The sequence below is a fragment of the Coprobacter fastidiosus genome (assembly GCF_982245605.1).
In genome coordinates this window covers 72,842-93,764 of the sequence record NZ_CEVCIF010000006.1, presented here as the reverse complement: position 1 = coordinate 93,764, position 20,923 = coordinate 72,842, and the positions used below count along the sequence as shown (strand labels likewise).

General features: G+C 38.1%; 14 protein-coding genes and 1 pseudogene. 6 read left to right on the top strand and 9 right to left on the bottom strand.

Annotated elements, in window-relative coordinates; translation table 11 throughout:
* Positions 1–121: 121 nt before the first annotated feature.
* From AC0UMU_RS03030 to AC0UMU_RS03015, 4 genes are read right to left on the bottom strand one after another with little or no spacing between them, the layout of a single operon-like run.
* Entirely contained in the window at positions 122–1,618 is a 1,497-nt protein-coding gene (locus tag AC0UMU_RS03030) for an SGBP N-terminal domain-containing protein (RefSeq protein WP_278715285.1), read from the bottom strand.
* Positions 1,619–1,658: 40 nt separating this feature from the next.
* Complete coding sequence (locus tag AC0UMU_RS03025; RefSeq protein WP_009317201.1) at positions 1,659–2,126, bottom strand: hypothetical protein; 468 nt, start codon at positions 2,124–2,126, stop codon at positions 1,659–1,661.
* A 25-nt stretch (positions 2,127–2,151) separates the two neighbouring features.
* Positions 2,152–3,579, bottom strand: coding sequence for a RagB/SusD family nutrient uptake outer membrane protein (locus AC0UMU_RS03020; protein ID WP_039927639.1), 1,428 nt, complete (start codon positions 3,577–3,579; stop codon positions 2,152–2,154).
* 9 nt (positions 3,580–3,588) lie between these two features.
* Entirely contained in the window at positions 3,589–6,645 is a 3,057-nt protein-coding gene (locus tag AC0UMU_RS03015; protein WP_009317205.1) for a SusC/RagA family TonB-linked outer membrane protein, read from the bottom strand.
* 676 nt (positions 6,646–7,321) lie between these two features.
* On the opposite strand from AC0UMU_RS03015, the gene AC0UMU_RS03010 reads away from it, so the two are divergent.
* From AC0UMU_RS03010 to AC0UMU_RS02985, 6 genes are all read left to right on the top strand, one after another.
* Positions 7,322–7,885, top strand: a complete 564-nt coding sequence (locus tag AC0UMU_RS03010) for an L-threonylcarbamoyladenylate synthase (protein ID WP_009317209.1) — start codon at positions 7,322–7,324, stop codon at positions 7,883–7,885.
* The gene (locus AC0UMU_RS03005; protein ID WP_278715289.1) at positions 7,886–9,295 is read left to right on the top strand and encodes a sugar transferase; all 1,410 of its coding nucleotides are present in this window, start codon (positions 7,886–7,888) and stop codon (positions 9,293–9,295) included. It abuts the gene before it with no gap.
* A gap of 1 nt (position 9,296) precedes the next feature.
* A complete protein-coding gene (locus AC0UMU_RS03000; protein WP_278715291.1) occupies positions 9,297–11,072 on the top strand; it encodes a chloride channel protein in 1,776 nt (591 codons plus the stop codon).
* A 9-nt stretch (positions 11,073–11,081) separates the two neighbouring features.
* A complete protein-coding gene (gene fmt, locus AC0UMU_RS02995; RefSeq protein WP_278715293.1) occupies positions 11,082–12,047 on the top strand; it encodes a methionyl-tRNA formyltransferase in 966 nt (321 codons plus the stop codon).
* Complete coding sequence (locus AC0UMU_RS02990; RefSeq protein ID WP_278715296.1) at positions 12,047–12,454, top strand: YbaN family protein; 408 nt, start codon at positions 12,047–12,049, stop codon at positions 12,452–12,454. The genes fmt and AC0UMU_RS02990 overlap by 1 nt, the downstream gene beginning before the upstream one ends.
* Positions 12,455–12,527: 73 nt before the next feature.
* Positions 12,528–14,045: a ClC family H(+)/Cl(-) exchange transporter gene (locus AC0UMU_RS02985; protein WP_278715298.1), complete on the top strand. Its 1,518-nt coding sequence runs from the start codon at positions 12,528–12,530 to the stop codon at positions 14,043–14,045.
* Between the two features lie 14 nt (positions 14,046–14,059).
* Here the strand turns inward: AC0UMU_RS02985 and AC0UMU_RS02980 are convergent, their stop codons facing one another.
* The 5 genes and pseudogenes from AC0UMU_RS02980 to AC0UMU_RS02960 form a co-directional block, all read right to left on the bottom strand.
* Positions 14,060–14,380, bottom strand: coding sequence for a helix-turn-helix domain-containing protein (locus AC0UMU_RS02980; protein WP_333563337.1), 321 nt, complete (start codon positions 14,378–14,380; stop codon positions 14,060–14,062).
* Positions 14,375–16,189, bottom strand: a pseudogene (gene recQ / locus AC0UMU_RS02975) (DNA helicase RecQ); the annotation flags it as partial. The pseudogene recQ and the gene AC0UMU_RS02980, both read right to left, overlap by 6 nt.
* Positions 16,190–17,506: a UDP-glucose dehydrogenase family protein gene (locus AC0UMU_RS02970; protein ID WP_009317223.1), complete on the bottom strand. Its 1,317-nt coding sequence runs from the start codon at positions 17,504–17,506 to the stop codon at positions 16,190–16,192.
* A 78-nt stretch (positions 17,507–17,584) separates the two neighbouring features.
* On the bottom strand, positions 17,585–18,967 hold the full coding sequence (locus tag AC0UMU_RS02965) for an undecaprenyl-phosphate glucose phosphotransferase (RefSeq protein WP_278715304.1): 1,383 nt from the start codon (positions 18,965–18,967) through the stop codon (positions 17,585–17,587).
* A gap of 104 nt (positions 18,968–19,071) precedes the next feature.
* A complete protein-coding gene (locus tag AC0UMU_RS02960; RefSeq protein WP_009317227.1) occupies positions 19,072–20,892 on the bottom strand; it encodes a DUF349 domain-containing protein in 1,821 nt (606 codons plus the stop codon).
* Positions 20,893–20,923 lie beyond the last annotated feature (31 nt).

The following is a 20,923-nucleotide window of genomic DNA, read 5'->3' as shown; positions in this document are numbered from 1 at the left end:
ATATACGAGATGTTTTCCAAAGTTATTTCAATATTAGTTGCAACATTATTCTAAACGGAAAGAAAAGCAGGAGCATAGATGTAGCTATGCTCCTGTTTCACTTATTAATATTTATCGACAATTAATCAGCATCAGCATAAGTATAAAGTTCTATCACATTGCCTTCTTCCATAAGCACACCGATAAAACCATCGTTATTACTGTTGAAATCGACAAACGCACGTTCTGAAGAAGCTGTATTCAAGGCAAACGCATCGCTCCACTGTTTGGTCGTATTATCAAGATTGATAACGAACGAGTTCTTAAGTCCTTTATAATCACGATAAACCACAAACGGCGTATTCTGGGCATCGACAGCGACTTTGTAAAAATTGTGCGATTCAAAAACATTATTTATCGCGCCACCTACTATAGCCAATTGTCCCGATTCCAGATTATATTTAAACAATCTTGGATTTCCGTCTTCCGTATCCGCATTATCTACAGTGCAAAGAAATACATTACCATTACCATCAATATCTATAGACAAATCTTTAATACCGTTTGAAGTCGCACCTTCTTTAAGGAATCCTCCTTCAACTACCGGAGCGATCGTACCATTCGTAAATTTGTACAAAGAATAGCCGGCACCGTTATTCGACATTGCAATATAAACACTATTTCCATAAGTTGTGGCTACAGGAACAAAAGCAGCATAAGTCGTGCCACTCACTCCCGGACGTCCGGTAAATACTTGTGCCGTTACCCAACTTGACCCGTTGAAATAAGACAATTCGGGAGCACGACGAGCAATAGCGGCTGAAGCATTATTGGATATGGTAACGACAACCGGATTTTTTGTCTGAGGATCGATAGCTAATGTCGTTCCAGAAGAAGCGTTGGCCTTAATAGAAAATCCCGGATTTCCAACGACACTCCAATTGCCACCCGTATATTTCATAACAGTTGCGGCAGTTCCGTTATCTTTATCTATATATAATACATAAGGAATACCATCGGGATCAAAAGCAATATCTATACCACCTGAAACTGCCGTTGAGAAATTTTCTGCACCCACATTTTCGAAAGCAGAACCATTCCATTTGGCAACACATAACTTATCAGAACCATTATCATCTACCGTATAAGCAATATAAGGCATATTATCTTTCGGATTCACTTTCATCGCAAAATCTCCGGCAAGTTCTGATGTAGGGTTAAAATCGGTTATCTTTTTCCATATTTTAGGAGATTGGAACACAATAGTAATTACATAACTTTTCGAAGTATTCGATTTGGTATCCGTTACAATAATATCAACCGGATAAGTATAATCATTAGCAGTCACTCCGCTTTCTTGCAACACGCCGTTTATCTTCACCTCATTCCCATCTTCTGTCGTAAATCGGGCAACCAAAGCTGAAATATCCGTATTAGCAGGTACAGCTATTCTCATATCCCCTGTGATTTCAGGAACGATATAATCTTCAGCCAAAGCAGAATTATCTTCGGCATAAAACCCGAAAGACTTTAAACCGACAACAGCGGTAACATCCCCGTCATTGTCATCATCAGAGCAGGCAACAAATAATGCACTGCACATACTCAATAAGAGCAAATTAAAAAATAACTTCTTCATACTCAATTTTTTATAGAGGAAAACCCTCTCATTAAACAATTTAAAATGGTATTTGCTTGGTAATCGTATATTCACTATTCAAGTGATCCGGTCCCGGAAATCCGATAGTAAAATTCTTACTGTTACTTTTCAATACAATCTTAACCGTATTATTTTTCCCAGCTTCAATCATGTGATTCAACCACTCTATACGAATAGGCCTTTCATATACACCGCTAGGAAACACGATAGAAGAACCGGGAGATACTTGTCTAAAATCAACACCTTCCTGTAAACCGTCTCCTACGACAAGTTCATAATTAACCGTGACATCTTCTGCAATTTTTTTCGTACTCATATACACATAATAAGTAGCGACAAAAGTACCGTCACAGTCTATAACAGCAGATGATCCTCCCTGTGCATCAGCAATATAAATAAAAGGATGATCGAACGGTTCTTCATCTTTAGAACAAGAAGAAAGTACAATAGCTACAGCCAGGAGAAATAATATTTTTACAAATTTCATATCTATAACTACTAAATTTTATCAATCAATAATTAACTCCCGGATTAAGCTGTATCTCGGGATTGGCCTCAATCTCATCCATAGGTATAGGTAACACAAACCAATCATTAGGATAAGTTTTTATTTTTACGATAGAATTCGTACTTGATTCACGCACCATATTCTGTTTTTTCCGAGTAATATCAAACAATCTATGCCCCTCAAAACAAAGCTCTTTAATACGTTCTTTCTCAACTAATTTCAGTAAATCTTCGACACTGCTATAAACTAAATTAATTTCCGAAGGCTGTTTTCCTAAAGCCCTTGCCTGCAATGCTTTGATGTCATTTGCCGCAGTTGTTTCTCCTCCGGGAAGATAACAATTCGCCTCCGCTCTAATCAAATACATCTCCGACACCCTCGAAACGAACGGATCATAATGCTTGTCATCCTCAACCACATCTTTAGCTACATAAAATTTACGGCATGCTTTAGTTTTGACTTCATCTTTCGTATCATAAAGCAATTCGAGACGAATATCGTCAGGTTGGTCAAAAAAGGTATATAATGTATCTGCCGGACGAGCGATAGGAGACACAGGATCATAAAATTTCCACAGATCTTTTGAAGCCCGAAAACCGTTTAACCGGAATATAGCCTCACTCCCAGTTTCTATATTAACATACATATTGACATAATTTTCATACGAGGTTAAAGGAACTTTAGCAATAACCGTTGTCGCATAGTCACTTGCTTTTTGCCACTGCTCCATATAAAGATATACTCTGGCAAGCAAAGCTTCACATGCTGTTGCAGAAGCATGATAACAATCCATTGTCGTAGATCCGAAAATTCCTATAGCCTCTTCCAAATCCGGGATAATACGTTTATTATAAACATCATATACCGAAGCCCGCAACACAGGGTCATTCGCACTGGGCAAAATAGAGAGATTGGGGACTCCCCAATGTGAGGCATCAGGCGTATAAGTATAATGTTGACCATAACAGCAGCAAAGGTTTAGATGAACTAATGCCCGAATATAGAGAGCCTGAGCCCGAATAAGTTCTATCTCTGCCGCATTTCCCGGATATTTTTCTTTCAAATCGGGAGCATATTGCAATATATTATTTACATTCCCTATTATCTCCAATCCATCTCTCCAGATATACCCCACAGCACCGGTTTCCTGAGCCGGATCGGAAGTATAATTATACTGATCGGCAATACTTACTCCTTCTGAATTAGATAAATACAACATGTCAGCCGCAACCTCAGGATATTCAGAAAATTCTCCGTCATAGAAATTATACAACAAACGATAAGAGCCCGCCAATCCGGACCGTAATCCGTCAACATCCGAAAAAAAGGTTTCTATATCGCTTTTACCGAATTTTTCTACTTCCAGGAAACTGCAACCCTGAAAACCGGCAAGTGCAATGCAAAATAAAATTTTATATATTCTTCTCATCATATTCGTTATTTAGAAAGATACACCTAAGCTCACCGAATAGGTCGTTGTCATCGGGAATCCGTTCATTAAAGTTTTATAACTGTTTTTCCCTTTTTTCTGATCCGGAGTAAATATTGCCACATTATCTCCAATAAGAGAAAGAGTACATCCGCTCATATTCATCTTTTTACAAATCGACTTCGGAAGATTATATGTCAAAACGATATTCTTCAATTCAAAATATGTCGCCTTATACAGATACCGAGTCGAGTACATACTCGATTTACTCGGATTATTATTGACAAATTTCGGATTCACCGCCAAGTCTCCGGGATTTTGCCAACGATCAAGCGCCTCGATCGGCTGATTGTAAGATAGTACACTATACCCGTCATCTAATGATCCCGACATAAATGAACTCAACAAATATCCACCGATAGAATAGGTCATATTTACACGCAACGAAAGATCTTTCCATCTGAATGTATTATGGAATCCTCCATAAACAGTCGGAGAAGAAGTTTTATACGGGACTCTATTATCATAACTAAATGATCGGGTTATATTACCGTTCTTATCATACCACAGAGGGCTTCCGTCACGAGGATCTACCCCTGCCCAGCGGACCAAATAATAAACATTTTTATCTTCTCCTTTTCTCCAAACATTAGTTATACGACCGACTTCCGTGTCATTATACAGCTCTAATATCTTATTTTTATTATGAGCAATATTAAAATCGGTAGTCCATTCAAAATCTTTCATCCGTATATTGACCGTATTCATATTAAACTCTACCCCTTGATTTCGCATCGATCCGGCATTACGATAAATACGCGTGCTACCCACAGCACGGGATACCCCCAACTTACTCAGCATATTCTCCGTCACATTCCGATAATATTCCAATTCCATATCAAACCGTTCTAAAAAACGTGCACGAATACTGACATTAGTTTTGTAAGTAGTTTCCCACGTCAATCCCGGATTAGGCGGTTCTGACATGACAGCCCCTAATCGGTTATCATAAAAATAAGAGTCGCTATAATTATAAGCGCCTTTTGCAGAAACGCTCGAACGTGAATTATTCGTATTTCCATACGAACCTTTCAATTTCAATACATCCATAAAATCCCATGAATAAAACGGTTCATTATGAATATTCCAAGAAGCTCCGATCGATGCCGAATTAGCCCAACGTGCAAACTTTCCAAAATCAGAACTTCCGTCTCTTCGACCCGAAACTGTTAGATAATAACGAGAAGCCCAATTATATCCTGCCGAAAAAAAGTAGGAAAGATTCCGGGTAATATCAGAACTACTAGAACCTAATCGGCTATCCTGCTCGGCATAACCGACTTCTTGAATAAAATCATTCATAAATCCGCTGCCCGAAGCGCTATGAGAATCTCGAGAAACATTTTTCAACTCAATACCGACAACAGAATTTACTCCATGTTTTCCGAAACGGCGATCGAGATTTACCCGGTACACATTGACCCATGTAAGCACATTCGATTCTTCTCTACGAGAATAACCGATTCCTTCTCCATTAGAGTCCATTCCCGCCCAATTTGTCCGAGCATCATAAGAAGCTCCATGATTATTCAAATAATTTACACCGAATTGTACTGTAGCGCTAAGTCCTTGAATAATATCATATTTTAAAGAAAAGTTGCCTTCAGCTTGTACCGCACGTTGCTTATCCGAATTCTCATCCCTATAAGCCAACGAATTAAAAAGTTTCTTCTTTTTCCAATTCGGGACTACATTTCCAAAGCTATCTGTTGTCGTTCCGTCGATTATATTATCATACAGCCTATAAGTCGTTCCGTCCATATCATAAGGAGAAAAAATAGGCAACAATTGATAATAGCTTTTCGATACGGCAAACAAATTATTCGGGTTATAGGAAACTCCTAATGTAACAGAAGAAGAAAACTTAGGGTGTATCTGTACATTCGTAACCGATCTTAACGTAATACGCTGCTGACGATTGCCTTTTTCAATTTGATCCTCTTGATAATAAGATGCAGACAAACGGTTAGACATTCGTTCACTTCCTCCGCTTGCAGAGACGTTAACCTGTAAGGTCTGTCCATTCCCGAAAAGAAGATCATGCCAATTGGTATTTGTCGTCGAATATGAATCATGAGGATTATCTGTATATGGGAAATAATCCAGATTTTTCTCACCACCGTTCAGCCAAGCTTCCCGAGCCAACTCAAGGTATTGTGAGCCGTTTGTAGTTTTAAAACGTGTCGATTCATTTAAAAACGAAACTCCATACTGCACCGTAGCATTCAGCACGGTCTTTCCCGAATGGCCCTTTTTAGTAGTGATCAAAATAACTCCATTCGAAGCATTAACACCGTAAATAGCAGTAGCAGAAGCATCTTTTAAAACCGTAATAGATTCGATATCGTCCGGATTCAAAAAAGAGAGCGGACTTATACTCGTGTTCATTCCTTCTATAATATTCGTTGCCGTACCCGTATATACAGGCACGCCATCGACAATCCACATCGGTTCGCTCGACGCATTCAAAGAACCATCACCTCTAATACGGACATTATTACGAGTTCTGACAGATGGAGAATCAGTATTAGGCTCTATACGCATACCCGGAATCAAACCGTCCAACATATCATCAACACGTCCGGCCGGAAGATACTTTAACTCTTTTGATCCTACCTGAAATGCACTCCCTACCATATCGGATCTTTTCTGAATAGTACCGTATGCCCCTTGAACCACGACTTCTCCGATCTGATGATCATTATTCTTCAAAACAACTTTTAAATCGGTCTGCTTGGTAACAATAATAGTTTCAGATTCCATTCCGATGAAAGAAAAAACCAAAGTAGCCTTATCTGCAGGAACAGAGATAGTAAACTTTCCATCCATATCCGTAACAGTTCCCTTCTTGGTTTCTTTCACAAGAATCGAAGCCCCGACAACCGGACTACGTTCAGTATCAATAACAACACCTGTCACCTTTCTGACTCCAGCCTCTTGAGCTTCTACACTTTGATTTACCGACAATAACAAAATTATAATCAGTAAATGATATAAAAACCTTCGCATATTTACCAGATTAAATAAAGTCTATCAAAAAAGCCTTTCTATTCATTTTTTAAATAATTTTACAAATGTGTGAAACGAATTTGAGAAGTACAAAAGATTTGAAGAAAATTAATAATATGTTCCTTTTTTTAAATTTACACACAACAAATAAGTTATTTATTATTATATAAACCTAAAATACAAAAATAAATTCATCCTTTTTATCGGATTACAAAATGCACAAAAAAGAAAAACTATTAACAAAAAGCAGATTGTAATAATATTTTTAAAATAAATACGCTGTTCTAATAAATTATTTGATAGAAACAACAATATCCGATATCACTATTAAGAGAATAAGAAATCATTCAAAACAAAAAAATCTTCGCATTTTTTAATAACGGCATGAGAGGCTACTTAAATTTTATGAGAATATTTCTCAATTTTCCATTTCTTTTGAGCCTGTCCAAATTTTCCAATAATAAAAATATCATCAAGTTATCTTTGCATTCTCTCCCTGGTTATAACTCGGTACAATTCTTTTTTCAAGAAGGAAACTGACTATTAACGAAGGCTTCTCTCAAACTTTGCCCGAGTAAAACTCAGATAGGCCTTAAAAGAAATAGAGACATTTATTTTGTAATCGGAAAGTGATTTTTTAACTTTGCGAGTTGTCAGTTATATAACAACTCTTCACATGGATAACGATATAAAAGAGGCATGCAAAATCATGCAAGAGGGCGGACTCATATTATATCCGACCGACACGATATGGGGAATCGGATGTGATGCCACCAATGAACTTGCAGTAAAACGAGTATATGAAATAAAAAAACGAATCGACAGCAAAGCTTTAATCGTTTTAGTAGATAGTCCTGCAAAAATAGATTTTTATACCGATCATGTTCCGGATATAGCATGGGACTTAGTAGAAGTAGCAGATAAGCCTCTCACCATAGTTTATCCCAATGCCCGTAATCTTGCCCATAATTTGTTAGCAGAAGACGGAAGTGTGGGTATCCGCATAACAAAAGAACCTTTCTCACACAAACTTTGCGAAAGATTCAGAAAAGCAATCGTCTCGACATCCGCCAATATCAGTGGAGCACCCTCTCCCCGTAATTTTTCAGAAATTTCTCAAGAAATAAAAGATGCAGTAGATTATATTGTCGAATACCGTCAAAATGAAATGACCCATCCGTCACCATCAAGTGTTATAAAATTGGAAGAAGGAGGGATAGTTAAGATATTACGGCCATAAATGAAACAAAAACTACAAATAGCAAAATATTTCGTAGGCGACATCATTTCGGTCAGCCTTGCTTGGTTTTTGTTCAATTTGTTCCGTTACCATTTGCTAAATATACAATATTCATTCGGATCTTTATCGGGCTATTTAAATTCGTCTAAAATAATAGAGGGACAGATAATCTTTCCCTGTATATTTCTTTTTATTTTTTATTTATCCGGATACTATAATCATCCTTTCCTCAAATCCCGGTTAGGCGAATTTTTCACGACATTTCTTTCTACGCTGCTCTGTACTTTTATCGTTTTCTTTGTAGCTCTGCTTAACGACCAATCTCACGTCTATACCAGTTATAAATTAATTTTAGGACTATTCGGCATACTGTTTACTTGTGTATATACTTGTCGGGCTATTATCACACAACGAGCGACATTCCGAATACATAATCGGATATGGGGTTTCAATACTTTGATTATCGGGGCAGGTAAGAAAGCTCAAAATTTGGTCTATGAACTGAATCACATGCAAAAATCTATGGGATACAAAATTATCGGGTATGTAAGAACCGATGACCAACAAGAATGTATTTCCTCTGATTTACCGGTATTTACATTCTCTGAACTTCCTGAAAAGATCAAAGAATTTTCTATAGAAGAACTTATCATCGCTCAAGAACATCATAATCGCAAAAATATGCATAAACTGATCAACAGTTTATACCCTCTCGAGCTACCGATACAGATAGAGGCAAGCGAATACGAAATGTTGACATCCCGTATAAAATTATCAAATATATACGGAACACCATTTATCGATATAAGTATATGTTCTCTTTCTGACTGCCAGAAAAACATTAAAAGATTATTAGACGTAATTTTATCGGCACTCGCTCTAATCATACTCTCCCCTCTATTTTTATTTCTGGCGATAAAAATAAAAACCGGATCGAAAGGGCCTGTTATCTTCAAACAACAGCGCATCGGCTACAGAAGAAAAGAATTTACTCTTTACAAATTTCGGACGATGGTAAACAATGCCGAAAAAAACGGTCCGGCACTATCGAATGAGAATGACTCCCGCATAACCCCTTTCGGTCACGTCATGCGCAAATACAGACTGGATGAATTACCCCAATTCTGGAACGTCATAAAAGGAGACATGTCTATTGTAGGTCCACGCCCCGAAAGAAAATATTTTATAGACCAACTGATACGCCGTGCCCCCTATTACAGTCTATTGCATCAAGTTCGTCCGGGAATAACATCATGGGGAATGGTTAAATTCGGCTATGCGCGTAATATAGATGAAATGATAAAACGACTCAAATATGAGATTCTTTACCTTGAAAACATGTCTTTATTAGTTGATTTGAAAATTATTATTTACACAGTAAAAACAGTACTTACAGGGAAAGGTATTTAATATGGGAAAAGATTGGTTCTTAAAGCTTCTTGTCTGGCGGGAAAAAAATATAAAGGAAAAAAACTTTATCTTAATTCTCAGCTTCATTATCGGTATTTTAGCTGCAGGAGCTGCTCTTATACTAAAATATCTGATACATTTTATACAAAATTTGCTCACCGAACATTTTTCTATCAGTGATGCCAACTACTTATACCTGGTATATCCGATTATAGGTATTCTGCTTTCAGGCCTATACGTACGATATATTGTTAAAGATGATATCAGTCATGGTATAACTCGCATATTATATGCTATCTCACAACGTAAAAGTCGATTAAAACCGCATAATATGTACACCTCGGTAGTAGCAAGTTCTATTACGATAGGATTTGGAGGATCTGTTGGAGCTGAAGCGCCTATCGTATATACGGGGGCAGCTATAGGGTCGAACATTGGTAGTGCCTTCAGACTGGATACCCGTGTGCTTATGCTTCTTGTCGGATGCGGAGCATCTGCCAGTATAGCCGGAATTTTCAAAGCACCTATTGCAGGTCTGCTATTTACTTTGGAAATACTTATGATGGACTTGACCACAACATCAGTTATGCCATTACTTATCTCCTCTGCAACAGCGGCTACCGTTGCTTATATTTTTACCGGACCAACGGCTCAGTTTAGTTTCGTCCAGACCGAGCCTTTCATTGCTGAGAGAATTCCGTATGTTCTTATTTTGGGAATTTTCTGCGGTTTCGTTTCTCTCTACTTTACCAGAGTCATGAACTGGCTCGAAGGGAAATTCCGTAAACTCGGAAATCCTTGGAAAAAGTTCGGATTAGGTTCTATAATCTTAAGTTTATCTATTTTCTTACTACCTCCCCTTTACGGTGAAGGTTATGAATCTATCACTCGATTGCTCAGCGGACATCCTGATGTTATCACAGACGGTAGTATTTTTTATCCGTGGAGAGATAATTTTTGGGTCGTTTTTATGACTTTAGCTTTAATCGTGCTGCTTAAAGTATTCGCAACGAGTGCGACAAACGGAGGAGGTGGCGTCGGAGGGACATTTGCCCCAAGCCTTTATCTCGGTTGTATGGGAGGCTTTCTGTTTGCCTATACGATCAATCACTTCGAAATAGTAGTTCCTCTATCCGAAAAAAACTTCGCTCTTATGGGAATGGCCGGAGTCATGTCGGCAGTTATGCATGCTCCGTTAATGGCTCTTTTCCTCACGGCCGAACTAACCGGAGGATATGATCTTTTCCTTCCGCTAATGATCACCTCTACCGTAGCATTCGGCACAATCAGAATTTTCGAACCACACAGTATATACACTATGCGTCTGGCCAAAAAAGGAGAGCTTCTTACTCATCATAAAGATAAAGCCGTATTGACATTATTAAAAATGGACAGCGTTATAGAAAAAGATTTTCTCATAGTGCACCCCGAAATGAGTTTAGGGGATATGGTAAAAGTTATATCTCAATCGCATCGAAACATATTCCCGGTTACGAATCATCGCAATCAATTACTCGGTATCGTACTATTAGATGATATAAGAAACATCATGTTCCGTCCGGAACTATACAATCGCATGTTTGTCCGAAAATTCATGATCGCGCCTCCGGGAAAAATCGAAGTAGGTATGACAATGGAAAAAGTGATGAAAATATTCGATGAAACAAACGCTTGGAATCTTCCGGTCGTAGAGAACGATCAATACGTCGGATTTGTTTCAAAATCGAAGATATTCAATTCATACCGGCGTGTATTAGTACATTATTCTCAAGATTAACAGATATACATGGAAAAGAAAAATATAAGAATCGTTTTTATGGGGACTCCCGAATTTGCCGTAGAGAGTTTAAAACATCTCGTGGAGGGAGGATATAATGTCGTAGGAGTAATTACGATGCCCGACAAACCGGCAGGGCGAGGACACAAAATACAATTTTCTCCGGTAAAGGAATATGCAATTTCTCAAGGTCTTCCTCTTTTACAACCTGAGAAATTAAAAGACGGAACCTTCCTGACCGAATTAAAAGCGTGGAATGCCGATCTTCAAATTGTCGTAGCATTCCGTATGCTCCCTGAAGTTGTATGGGACATGCCCCGATTAGGGACATTCAATCTGCATGCTTCCCTCCTGCCCCAATATCGTGGGGCAGCACCTATCAACTGGGCGATAATCAACGGTGACAAAGAGACCGGAGCTACTACTTTTTTTCTTACTCATGAGATAGATACCGGTAAAATAATCATGCAAAAGCGTATCCCTATTGCAGATAATGATAATGCAGGAACGGTACATGATCGATTGATGGTTATGGGTGCTTCGATGGTAACAGAAACGGTAGATGCAATTCTAGACGGCAGAGTTTCACCCGTCGATCAGGAATCTGTCAATGTAAACGAACCGTTAAGGCCTGCTCCCAAAATCTTTAAAGAAACCTGCCGGATCGACTGGAATAAAAGTGCAAAAGATATATTTAACTTTATAAGGGGATTATCTCCTTATCCGGCAGCATGGTGCGAATGGGAAGCTCCCGGCCAGACAGTCTATACTGTAAAAATATTTGAAACCGAAGTTATAAATACGACAAACGGAAAACCCGGGACTTTATATACAGACGGCAAAAAATATATTGAAATATCTTGCGGAAACGGAGGCTTACGATTAAAAGTGCTACAACTTCCCGGAAAAAAAAGACTATCGGCAGAAGAGCTGTTACGAGGATTCTCACTCACCGAAGATTTTATTTGCCGATAATGCTAAAAATCGACTCGTACAAAAAAATATTATATATCGTATCTGGGACTTTATGTCTTATTTTAGGGAGTATTGGTCTATTCGTGCCGATACTCCCGACAACCCCGTTTTGGCTACTGACCGCATGGCTCTATACTCGCAGTTCTCCATATCTTTATCGTAAAGTCATGAACATTCCTCTTTTCGGAAACTGCATTCGTAATTTTCATGAATATAAAGCAATCCCTTTACGAGGAAAGATCATAACCATAACAACTTTATGGATTACGATAGGAATATCTATATGGATCATAGCTAAAGTATGGATAGCCATACTTTTGATAGCAATAGCCATCGGTATAACCGTACATATTTTATCATACAAGACCTTACCTCCGGATATACCTAATAAAAAAGATATACACTAAAACTCAGACTTCTACGAACAGAGTATAAAACAAAAACGTTATACTATGAAAATATGTATTCTTCTTGTTTATAATGAAATTTTCTCATGTAAAATTATATCTGCTCTGTATCGTAGTCGGAGGAATGACCGGACTTATTACTGTTCCTTTCCGTTATTTACTCGTGAAGTCTTCTGATTTACGGGACATTCTTTTTTCATCGTCTTACTCTTGGTGGTTTCATCCGGTAATCATAACAATCATGTGGATTATCGGAATAGCAATATGGTATCTTGTAAAAAAATATCCTATTATCTCAGGGAGCGGAATACCTCAAATCGAAGGTGCGATATTCGGAAGATTTCAATTTATCCACCCGCTAAAAGCATTAATAGCTAAATTTATAGGAGGTGTTGCCGGAATAGGTATGGGATTTTCTTTAGGAAGAGAAGGTCCATCTGTCCAGATGGGAGGGTTCATTGCAAAATTAATCGGAAAGTGGGGAAAGGCTAACATCTCCGAACAACGTTATTTATACACAGGCGGGGCAAGTGCAGGCCTCTCTTCTGCTTTTACCGCGCCATTGGCTTCTACGATATTTATCATCGAAGAAGTGGAAAAGTTCGATTCCGTAAAAATCGCCATATCATCACTTTTAGCTGCAATCATATCCGGCTGGATAGCATCTCAGATATTCACGGTCAACTCATATACTTTGATCAATACGGCCTACCCTGATGAAATGAATATTGGCGAAATAGCTATTGCATTTATCCTTTTCTCAACGCTATTGACTATTATAGGAAAAACCTTCAACTATTTATTACTCCGATTTCAAAAGCAATATAGAGGCAGCCGAATACCTGTCTCCATACGTATTCTCGGAATAATCATTGTTACTTATATTTTAGGATATTTCTTTTCAGGATTAGTTGCAGGAGGAGAGAAATTCTTACTAAAAGAGGCAAATGCTATTCATACCGAAATGGGGATATTGGTAATTCTTATTATCATAAAACTTTTATTTACAACGCTTTGTTACGCAACTGGCTTTCCGGGAGGTATCTTCCTCCCGCTATTGGTCATAGGTGGACTTACAGGAAAATTATTCGCACTTCTCTTGATTCGGATCGAAATACTCTCGCCCGAGCATTTTGGCTTTTTCATGCTAATCGGAATGTCAGCTCTATTTGCTGCAGTAGTGAGATCACCCATTACCGGAATCATTCTAATACTCGAAATGACTCAAAAATTCAATATGTTAATACCAATAACCGTTGTCGTAGGCATAACTTATTTTATCAGTGAAATTTGGAAAGTAAAACCTATTTATGATCAATTATACAAAAACTTATTGCCTGCCAATTATTCACAATCGGATGAAAGAATTACTATTCCGTTTGAAATAAATACGGAATCCTATCTCGCCGGCAGAACAAATAAAACAATTAACCTCCCGTACGGTTGCCATATAGAAAATGTAATTCGAAACAATGAATGTATTTCTAATAAAAATTATTCACTCAAACCGGGAGATCAAATCAACATATCTCTTTATTCTAAAGATTTAGAAAAGTTATACCGTTCTTTGAGAAATATAACGAACGAATAAACGTAAACAGACTATTATTCAAGAGATAGAACAGCTAAAGCTAAACGTATCTTGCCATAATCTATTTCACCATTTAACGCTTCATATATAGGCTTCAGATTTTGAGTTTTACTTTCGGAAGATGATATGACATTCGCAACGGACTCGATTTCAAAAACCGAAATATAATTGCTCCAATCTGTCAACTTCCGGGATATGATCAATTCTGCTATATGAGAATAAATCGTAACAAGCTTTAAATTCCGGCTTTCTGCAACCTGCTCGATCGTCAGTCCTTGACGTAAAAGCATCAAAGTCTCGATATAAGAATCGCCTTTTTCTCGTTTAACATTCAATTCTTTACGAAGCAAATCGACAAATTGTTTACCATAGCGAGAAACTTTTGCTTCTCCAACTCCGCTGATCCGGGCAAAATCATATAGCGTAACAGGTTTACGCTCTACCATCTCTTGTAAGACACGATCTGTAAATATCGTATAAGCAGGTTTATCTTCTTCTGCCGCAAGTTTCATTCGCAATCCACGCAATGCTTCAAAAAGTTTTTCGTCATCAGATAATTCTGCAACCTCATGACGCATTGTTTTTTTAGGAGTTTTGGCTACCGGTTGCACAGGTTCATCGGTTACCCATGTAAGCTTAATTTCCAATTCATTCCGAAGGGCTTTCCAACCCAATTCTGTCACAGATAATCGTTCACCCTGATTATAAAGCATTTCGAATAATCCTAACTGCAACATTTGCAAAAGATATCCCTGCCATTGCCGAAATGTCAAATCAGAACCGACTCCGAATGTTTTTATTTTATCATAATTTCTTTTCAGAATTTCTGCTTTATGCGACCCTCGCAAAACATCAATCAACAAATTAAAAGTCACTTGTTGTTCTGTGCGAACGATAGCACTCAAAGCCTTCTGTGCCAATACAGATCCATCAAACCGTTGAGGCGGATTCTTGCAAACATCACAGTTTCCACAATCATGATCGACTGTTTCGCCAAAATAACTGAGTAAAATACGTCTGCGACAAATCGGAGATTCTGCATATTGCTGCATTCGGCGAAGCTTCTCCAAATTGATTTTCTTCTGCCCGCTTTCTTCAGCAAATTTTGAAAGCATTACCACATCACCTAAAGAATAGAACAGCAATGTGTCGCCTTTCATTCCATCCCTTCCGGCTCTCCCGATTTCCTGATAATAACACTCTATACTCTTAGGCATATTATAATGTATGACCCACCGCACATTAGATTTATCGATTCCCATTCCAAAAGCAATCGTAGCACAGATTATCTGTACCCGATCATTCAAGAATGCTTGTTGTGCCGTTTCTCTCTCCCGAGACGACAACCCGGCATGATAAGCTGTCACTGAAATTCCGTATTGAGACAGTTCTCGGACCAATATCTCAGTACTGTTCCGACTCATACAATAAATTATTCCGCTTTGGCGCGGATGCTGTTCTATAAATGAGAGTATTGCTGATAGTTTTTGCTTCTTATTCAGATTTTTACGCACCGAAAGCGTGAGATTGGGACGATCAAAAGAAGATATAAACACCTGAGGATTATCCATAGCAAGCTGAGTCACGATATCTTCACGTGTCAACTTATCCGCAGTAGCAGTCAATGCCATTAACGGCACTTTAGGAAAATATTTTTTAAGGACGGAAAGACGATTATACTCAGGCCTAAAATCATGTCCCCACTGCGAGATACAGTGTGCTTCATCGATAGCAAATAAAGAAATATTCATTTCTCTCAACAGTCCGTCTATCTCACCCATCAACCGTTCAGGAGAAATATACAATAGTCTCAGATCTCCCCGCCGAGCAGCAATCTTTACTTTCACCGTTTCTGTCTCATTTTGCAAACTATTCAGCATTGCAGCAGGAATTCCGTTCGAATCGAGAGTGTCGACCTGATCTTTCATTAAAGCCAATAAAGGAGAAACGACAACCGTCGTTCCTCCTTTTATAATTGCAGGTATCTGATAACAGAGAGATTTTCCTCCTCCCGTAGGCATTAATACCAAACAATCGCGACCGGATATAATCGTATCGATTATTTCAGCCTGTTGGAGACGGAATGTATCATATCCATAATATTTCTTCAGGATCTGTAACGGAGTGTTCTGGTTCAAAGTCATCTAACGTCCTATGCATTCGTAATCAAAACCCAAAGCTTTTACCTCTTCCCGGTCATAGATATTGCGACCGTCCAATATATAAGGGGTTTTCATTAACTTGCGGATAACTGCCCAAGAAGGTAATCTAAACTGTTTCCATTCAGTCACCAACATCAAACAGTCTGCATCGATCAGAGCATCATACATATCATCGACAAAAATAATATGATCCTCGCCTAACCGACGTTTAGCCTCAGGAATAGCGATAGGATCATAAGCTTTTACAACACATCCGGCCTTGACCAAAGCATCAACCAACAACAGAGACGGGGCATCTCTCATGTCATCGGTTTCCGGCTTGAACGAAAGCCCCCAAACCGCAATCGTTTTTCCCGATAACTTATTTGAATAATAAGCAGACAACTTCTTAAACAAAATCATTTTCTGCTCGTCATTCACCCGTTCTACTGCTTTCAGAATTTCAAGATCGACATCGTTTTCCGACGCAGTCTTTATCAACGCCCGAACATCTTTCGGAAAACATGACCCTCCATATCCGCAACCGGCATACAAAAATTTGCTGCCAATACGTTCATCACTTCCGATTCCTGCACGCACCATATTTATATCAGCACCGACTTTCTCACAAAGATTAGCAATATTATTCATAAAACTGATGCGGGTAGCCAACATCGCATTTGCCGCATATTTAGTCATTTCGGCCGATGGAACATCCATAAATATAATACGGAAATTATTGATCAAAAACGGTTTATAAAGACGAGACAACAAAGCTTTCGCTTTTTCTGATTCTACTCCGACAACGACACGATCGGGATGCATAAAATCATTCACAGCATTTCCTTCTTTCAAAAACTCGGGATTAGAAGCAACGTCAAATTGAATATCCAGATTCCGAATATCCAACTCGTCTTGTATAGCCTTACGCACCAAAGCTGCAGTTCCCACAGGGACAGTACTCTTCGTAACAACAAGCAAGTATTTATTCATCGTGCGTCCGATAGTACGTGCAACCTCCAAAACATAACTTAAATCGGCACTTCCATCTTCGTCGGGAGGAGTACCTACCGCACTAAAAACAATATCCACATCATTAATACATGAAGCCAGATCTGTCGTAAAATTCAATCGTCCGTCATTACAATTCTTTTTAACCAACTCTTCTAAGCCCGGTTCATAGATGGGAATTATACCGTTTTTAAGCTTTTCGATTTTAGTCCGGTCAACATCAACACAAATAACATTCGCTCCCATTTCAGCAAAACAGGTTCCTGTTACCAAACCCACATAACCGGTTCCGACAATTGCAGTTTTCATAATCTATGCTTCTATATTTAATACTTTAATTCTCAAATTAATTCCGGAAAATTCAAATAAGTCTCCAACATTTTCTAATCAAAATGCATTCTTATCACCTTTAAAAATACCGATTAAAGTTAAAAAGATAATCTTCATATCGAGCATAAAGTTCCAATTTTCAATATACCAAACATCATACTCTACTCTCTTTTCCATCTGCCAAAGTTCTTTTGTTTCTCCTCGATACCCATTTACTTGCGCCCATCCCGTCAAACCGGGTTTTATGAAATGACGCACCATATATTTATCGATAATCGCCGAGTAGTCTTTGGTATGCTTCAGCATATGAGGACGAGGACCGACAACCGACATCTCTCCTTTAAAAACATTAATAAACTGCGGCAATTCATCCAGACTTGTCTTTCGCAAAAACTCACCGATACGAGTTATACGGGGGTCTCCTTTAGTTGCCTGAAGTTTATCACTTTCATTATTTACCCTCATCGTCCGAAATTTCAAACAATTAAATTCCCGTCCCATAAAACCTGTACGTTTTTGCTTGAACAATACAGGACCGGGTGATGACAATTTCACGCATATAGCTATCGGTAGCAACCACAAAGGAGAAAGTAAAAGAATAACTGAGGAAAAAACGAAATCGAAAAAACGTTTGACTGCCCTCATCTCCCACCTCTGCAAGGGTTCTTCCCGAACAGACAATACCGGAACTCGTCCCATAATCTGAAAATGCAGCCTACGTAAGACATAACGGCTGATTTCCGGCACGATAAAAAAACGGATGGCATGACGCTCGGAAAACTGGAGTAAATTTAATATTTTAGCATCCTGAGATCCCGGAAGCGCACAATAAATTTCGTCTACATTATTTTCCAATGCAAATTTTTCGACCATACCGATATCGCCCAACAATTGGGGAATCTGGCCTTTCAACTCTGCATTATCATCAAAGAAACCCAAAAATTTATACCCATATCCTAAATCAGAATGCAATTCCCGAAACAGCATCAAACCGGTTTTTCCTGCACCTACAATAATGATTCTCTTAAAATTAAAGCCCTTACTTCGATAATATTTAAGAACCCTACTTGCCAATAACCACCAAAGATTCAAGGATATAAAGAAACCTACAAAAAATGTAAGCAGAACGATCGTCCCGACCTCAATTTGCAAAAATGTCAGCAGCAATATAAAAATCAGAAACAATAATACTACCGACTCAGAAGCCGCCAATAATAAAGAATCGATATAGATAATACGGGTATTATGTATCTGATTAAACATCAATACTACCGGGAAATAAGATATATTCAGTAAAAGCCAAACTATTTTCTGATTGAATTGATGGGTCATATCTGAATCGAAAAACAGATAAACCATAAGGAAAACAAGATTGATACAACAAAAATCTCCAACTGCAACCAATCCCCTTATAAAACGTCCTCTATCTCTTCTTTCCATATTATCAAACACTTATTTCACAATAGAAACATCTATGTGATTATCGATAAAACAGCCCGTAACAAACCTCAGTCTGTTACGAGCCGTACAAATCTTTACTTATTTTACAGATTCTCGTCGATCAATTCGATTTTTTGAGCAATCAGCTGCATTTCATCTTTTAATTTTTGCATTTTCCGTTCCATTTCCTTGAGCATGCCTCCTCCGCTTTTTGAAGAGATATTTAAAAAGCCCATATTATTTTCGTACGTCTGCAACTCCGCTTTAACATGTTCATACGAACGCATCAATCGTTCTCTTTCCCGATATAATTTATTTTGAGCTTGGTCAGAAGACGCCATTTGTTGGACAGCAGAAGTAAAGGAATTTAAACGATTCTTGGTTTCATTCATGTTCAAACGTTTAAAATGCTTATCCAATGCAGCCTGATAACTCTTATAAATTTTGTCTTTCTCTTTGAAAGGAACATGTCCTATCTGATTCCATTCGGCCATCAAAGTCTTTACCAAAGCAACCGCTTCGCTCGGAGCCATTGCTTCGTCAAGAGCATTTAGTTTTTCAATGACAGCTTTTTTCAACAGAAGATTTTCCTGTTCAACTTGACGTACAGAAGCTGTCTGCTTATTTTTTTGTTCAAAGAAATAGTCGCAAGCCGCAATAAAACGAGTCCATACAGCATCCGAATATTTTTTTGCAACCGGACCTATAGTTTTCCATTCTTTCTGAATAGCTATCATCTGATCGGTTGTATTTTTCCAATCAGTACTGTCTTTCAGAGCTTCAGCCTTTTCGCACAAAGCTTTCTTTTTCTCAAGGTTGAGAGACATCTCGTCTTTCACTCGTTTGAAATACTCCGCCTTTTGTTTAAAGAACTCATCACATGTTTTACGGAAACGTTCGAATAAAGCATTATTCACCTTACGGGAAGCGAAACCTATACCTTTCCATCGTTCTTGCAATGCTATAATATCTTTTGTTTTTTCATCCCAAGCACTAAACGATTTCAACGCAGTCATATCGATAGCTTCAATTTCCTCACATATCGCAATTTTCGCCGCTTCATTTTTTTGCTCGTCAGCCTTCAAAATTTCAAAATGCTGCTGATGAGCCTTATTAATTACTGTAGAAGCCGCCTTGAACCGATTCCACAAATCTTCACGCAACTCTTTTGCTACCGGTCCTATAGCTCTCCACTCGTCATGCAAAGTTTGTAAAGACTTAAAAGCAGCCACAACATCATCATTTTTAGCTAATGCTTCGGCCGACTCACAAATTGCCAATTTCAGATCAAGATTTTTTTTGAAGTCATAATCTCGCAACTCTTTGTTGATTTTTAATAAATCATAAAAGTGCTCGACATATAATTGATAATTTTTCCATAATTCATTAACAGCAGAAGCCGGAACATCCGTAATTTCTTTGAATGCCTGTTGTAATTGTTGAAAATCATTATAATGCTTATTGATATTATCAGAATCTTCGGTAATTTTCTTTATTTCTTCAAGAATAGATTTTTTACGCAGAAGATTTTCTTCTTTCACTTTTTCTTGTTGCTCAAGCAGTTTTGCCTTTTTTTCTTTAAACACATTCAACAAGCCTTTCAATGTCTCTTCACACTCATCAGGCTCAGGAGTAAATCCTGATGTGTCACCAGTCTCTTCTTCAAACTTCCGACGAGCTTCCTCTACTTCATTTTTACGAAGCTTATAGTAATTTTGTTTCAACGAATCTATCTCGTCTTTTACAGACTCGACAGGTTGATCTACAAGTTCTTTGACTCTCGCTACTATTTCTTCTCGCGATAGTTTATTTTCAACCAATTTATTTTCTTTGGCAGTTTCTGGTAAAGAAACATTTTCCGTGGTAATGTTCTCCTCTGCCTGAGCAGACTTCTCCAACAAAGGAGCTTCATGAAGGTCCATCATATTCAAATTCTTTAAGAAAAAAAGCTAATTA

What these genes read in the sequence shown, in the direction of transcription:
- AC0UMU_RS02970 (WP_009317223.1), bottom strand. Translation starts at nt 17,506, where the DNA reads ATGAAAACTGCAATTGTCGGAACCGGTTATGTGGGTTTGGTAACAGGA.
- AC0UMU_RS03010 (WP_009317209.1), top strand. Translation starts at nt 7,322, where the DNA reads ATGGATAACGATATAAAAGAGGCATGCAAAATCATGCAAGAGGGCGGA.
- fmt (WP_278715293.1), top strand. Translation starts at nt 11,082, where the DNA reads ATGGAAAAGAAAAATATAAGAATCGTTTTTATGGGGACTCCCGAATTT.
- AC0UMU_RS03015 (WP_009317205.1), bottom strand. Translation starts at nt 6,645, where the DNA reads ATGCGAAGGTTTTTATATCATTTACTGATTATAATTTTGTTATTGTCG.
- AC0UMU_RS02965 (WP_278715304.1), bottom strand. Translation starts at nt 18,967, where the DNA reads ATGGAAAGAAGAGATAGAGGACGTTTTATAAGGGGATTGGTTGCAGTT.
- AC0UMU_RS03025 (WP_009317201.1), bottom strand. Translation starts at nt 2,126, where the DNA reads ATGAAATTTGTAAAAATATTATTTCTCCTGGCTGTAGCTATTGTACTT.
- AC0UMU_RS03030 (WP_278715285.1), bottom strand. Translation starts at nt 1,618, where the DNA reads ATGAAGAAGTTATTTTTTAATTTGCTCTTATTGAGTATGTGCAGTGCA.
- AC0UMU_RS02985 (WP_278715298.1), top strand. Translation starts at nt 12,528, where the DNA reads ATGAAATTTTCTCATGTAAAATTATATCTGCTCTGTATCGTAGTCGGA.
- AC0UMU_RS03020 (WP_039927639.1), bottom strand. Translation starts at nt 3,579, where the DNA reads ATGATGAGAAGAATATATAAAATTTTATTTTGCATTGCACTTGCCGGT.
- AC0UMU_RS02960 (WP_009317227.1), bottom strand. Translation starts at nt 20,892, where the DNA reads ATGATGGACCTTCATGAAGCTCCTTTGTTGGAGAAGTCTGCTCAGGCA.
- AC0UMU_RS03000 (WP_278715291.1), top strand. Translation starts at nt 9,297, where the DNA reads ATGGGAAAAGATTGGTTCTTAAAGCTTCTTGTCTGGCGGGAAAAAAAT.
- AC0UMU_RS02990 (WP_278715296.1), top strand. Translation starts at nt 12,047, where the DNA reads ATGCTAAAAATCGACTCGTACAAAAAAATATTATATATCGTATCTGGG.
- AC0UMU_RS03005 (WP_278715289.1), top strand. Translation starts at nt 7,886, where the DNA reads ATGAAACAAAAACTACAAATAGCAAAATATTTCGTAGGCGACATCATT.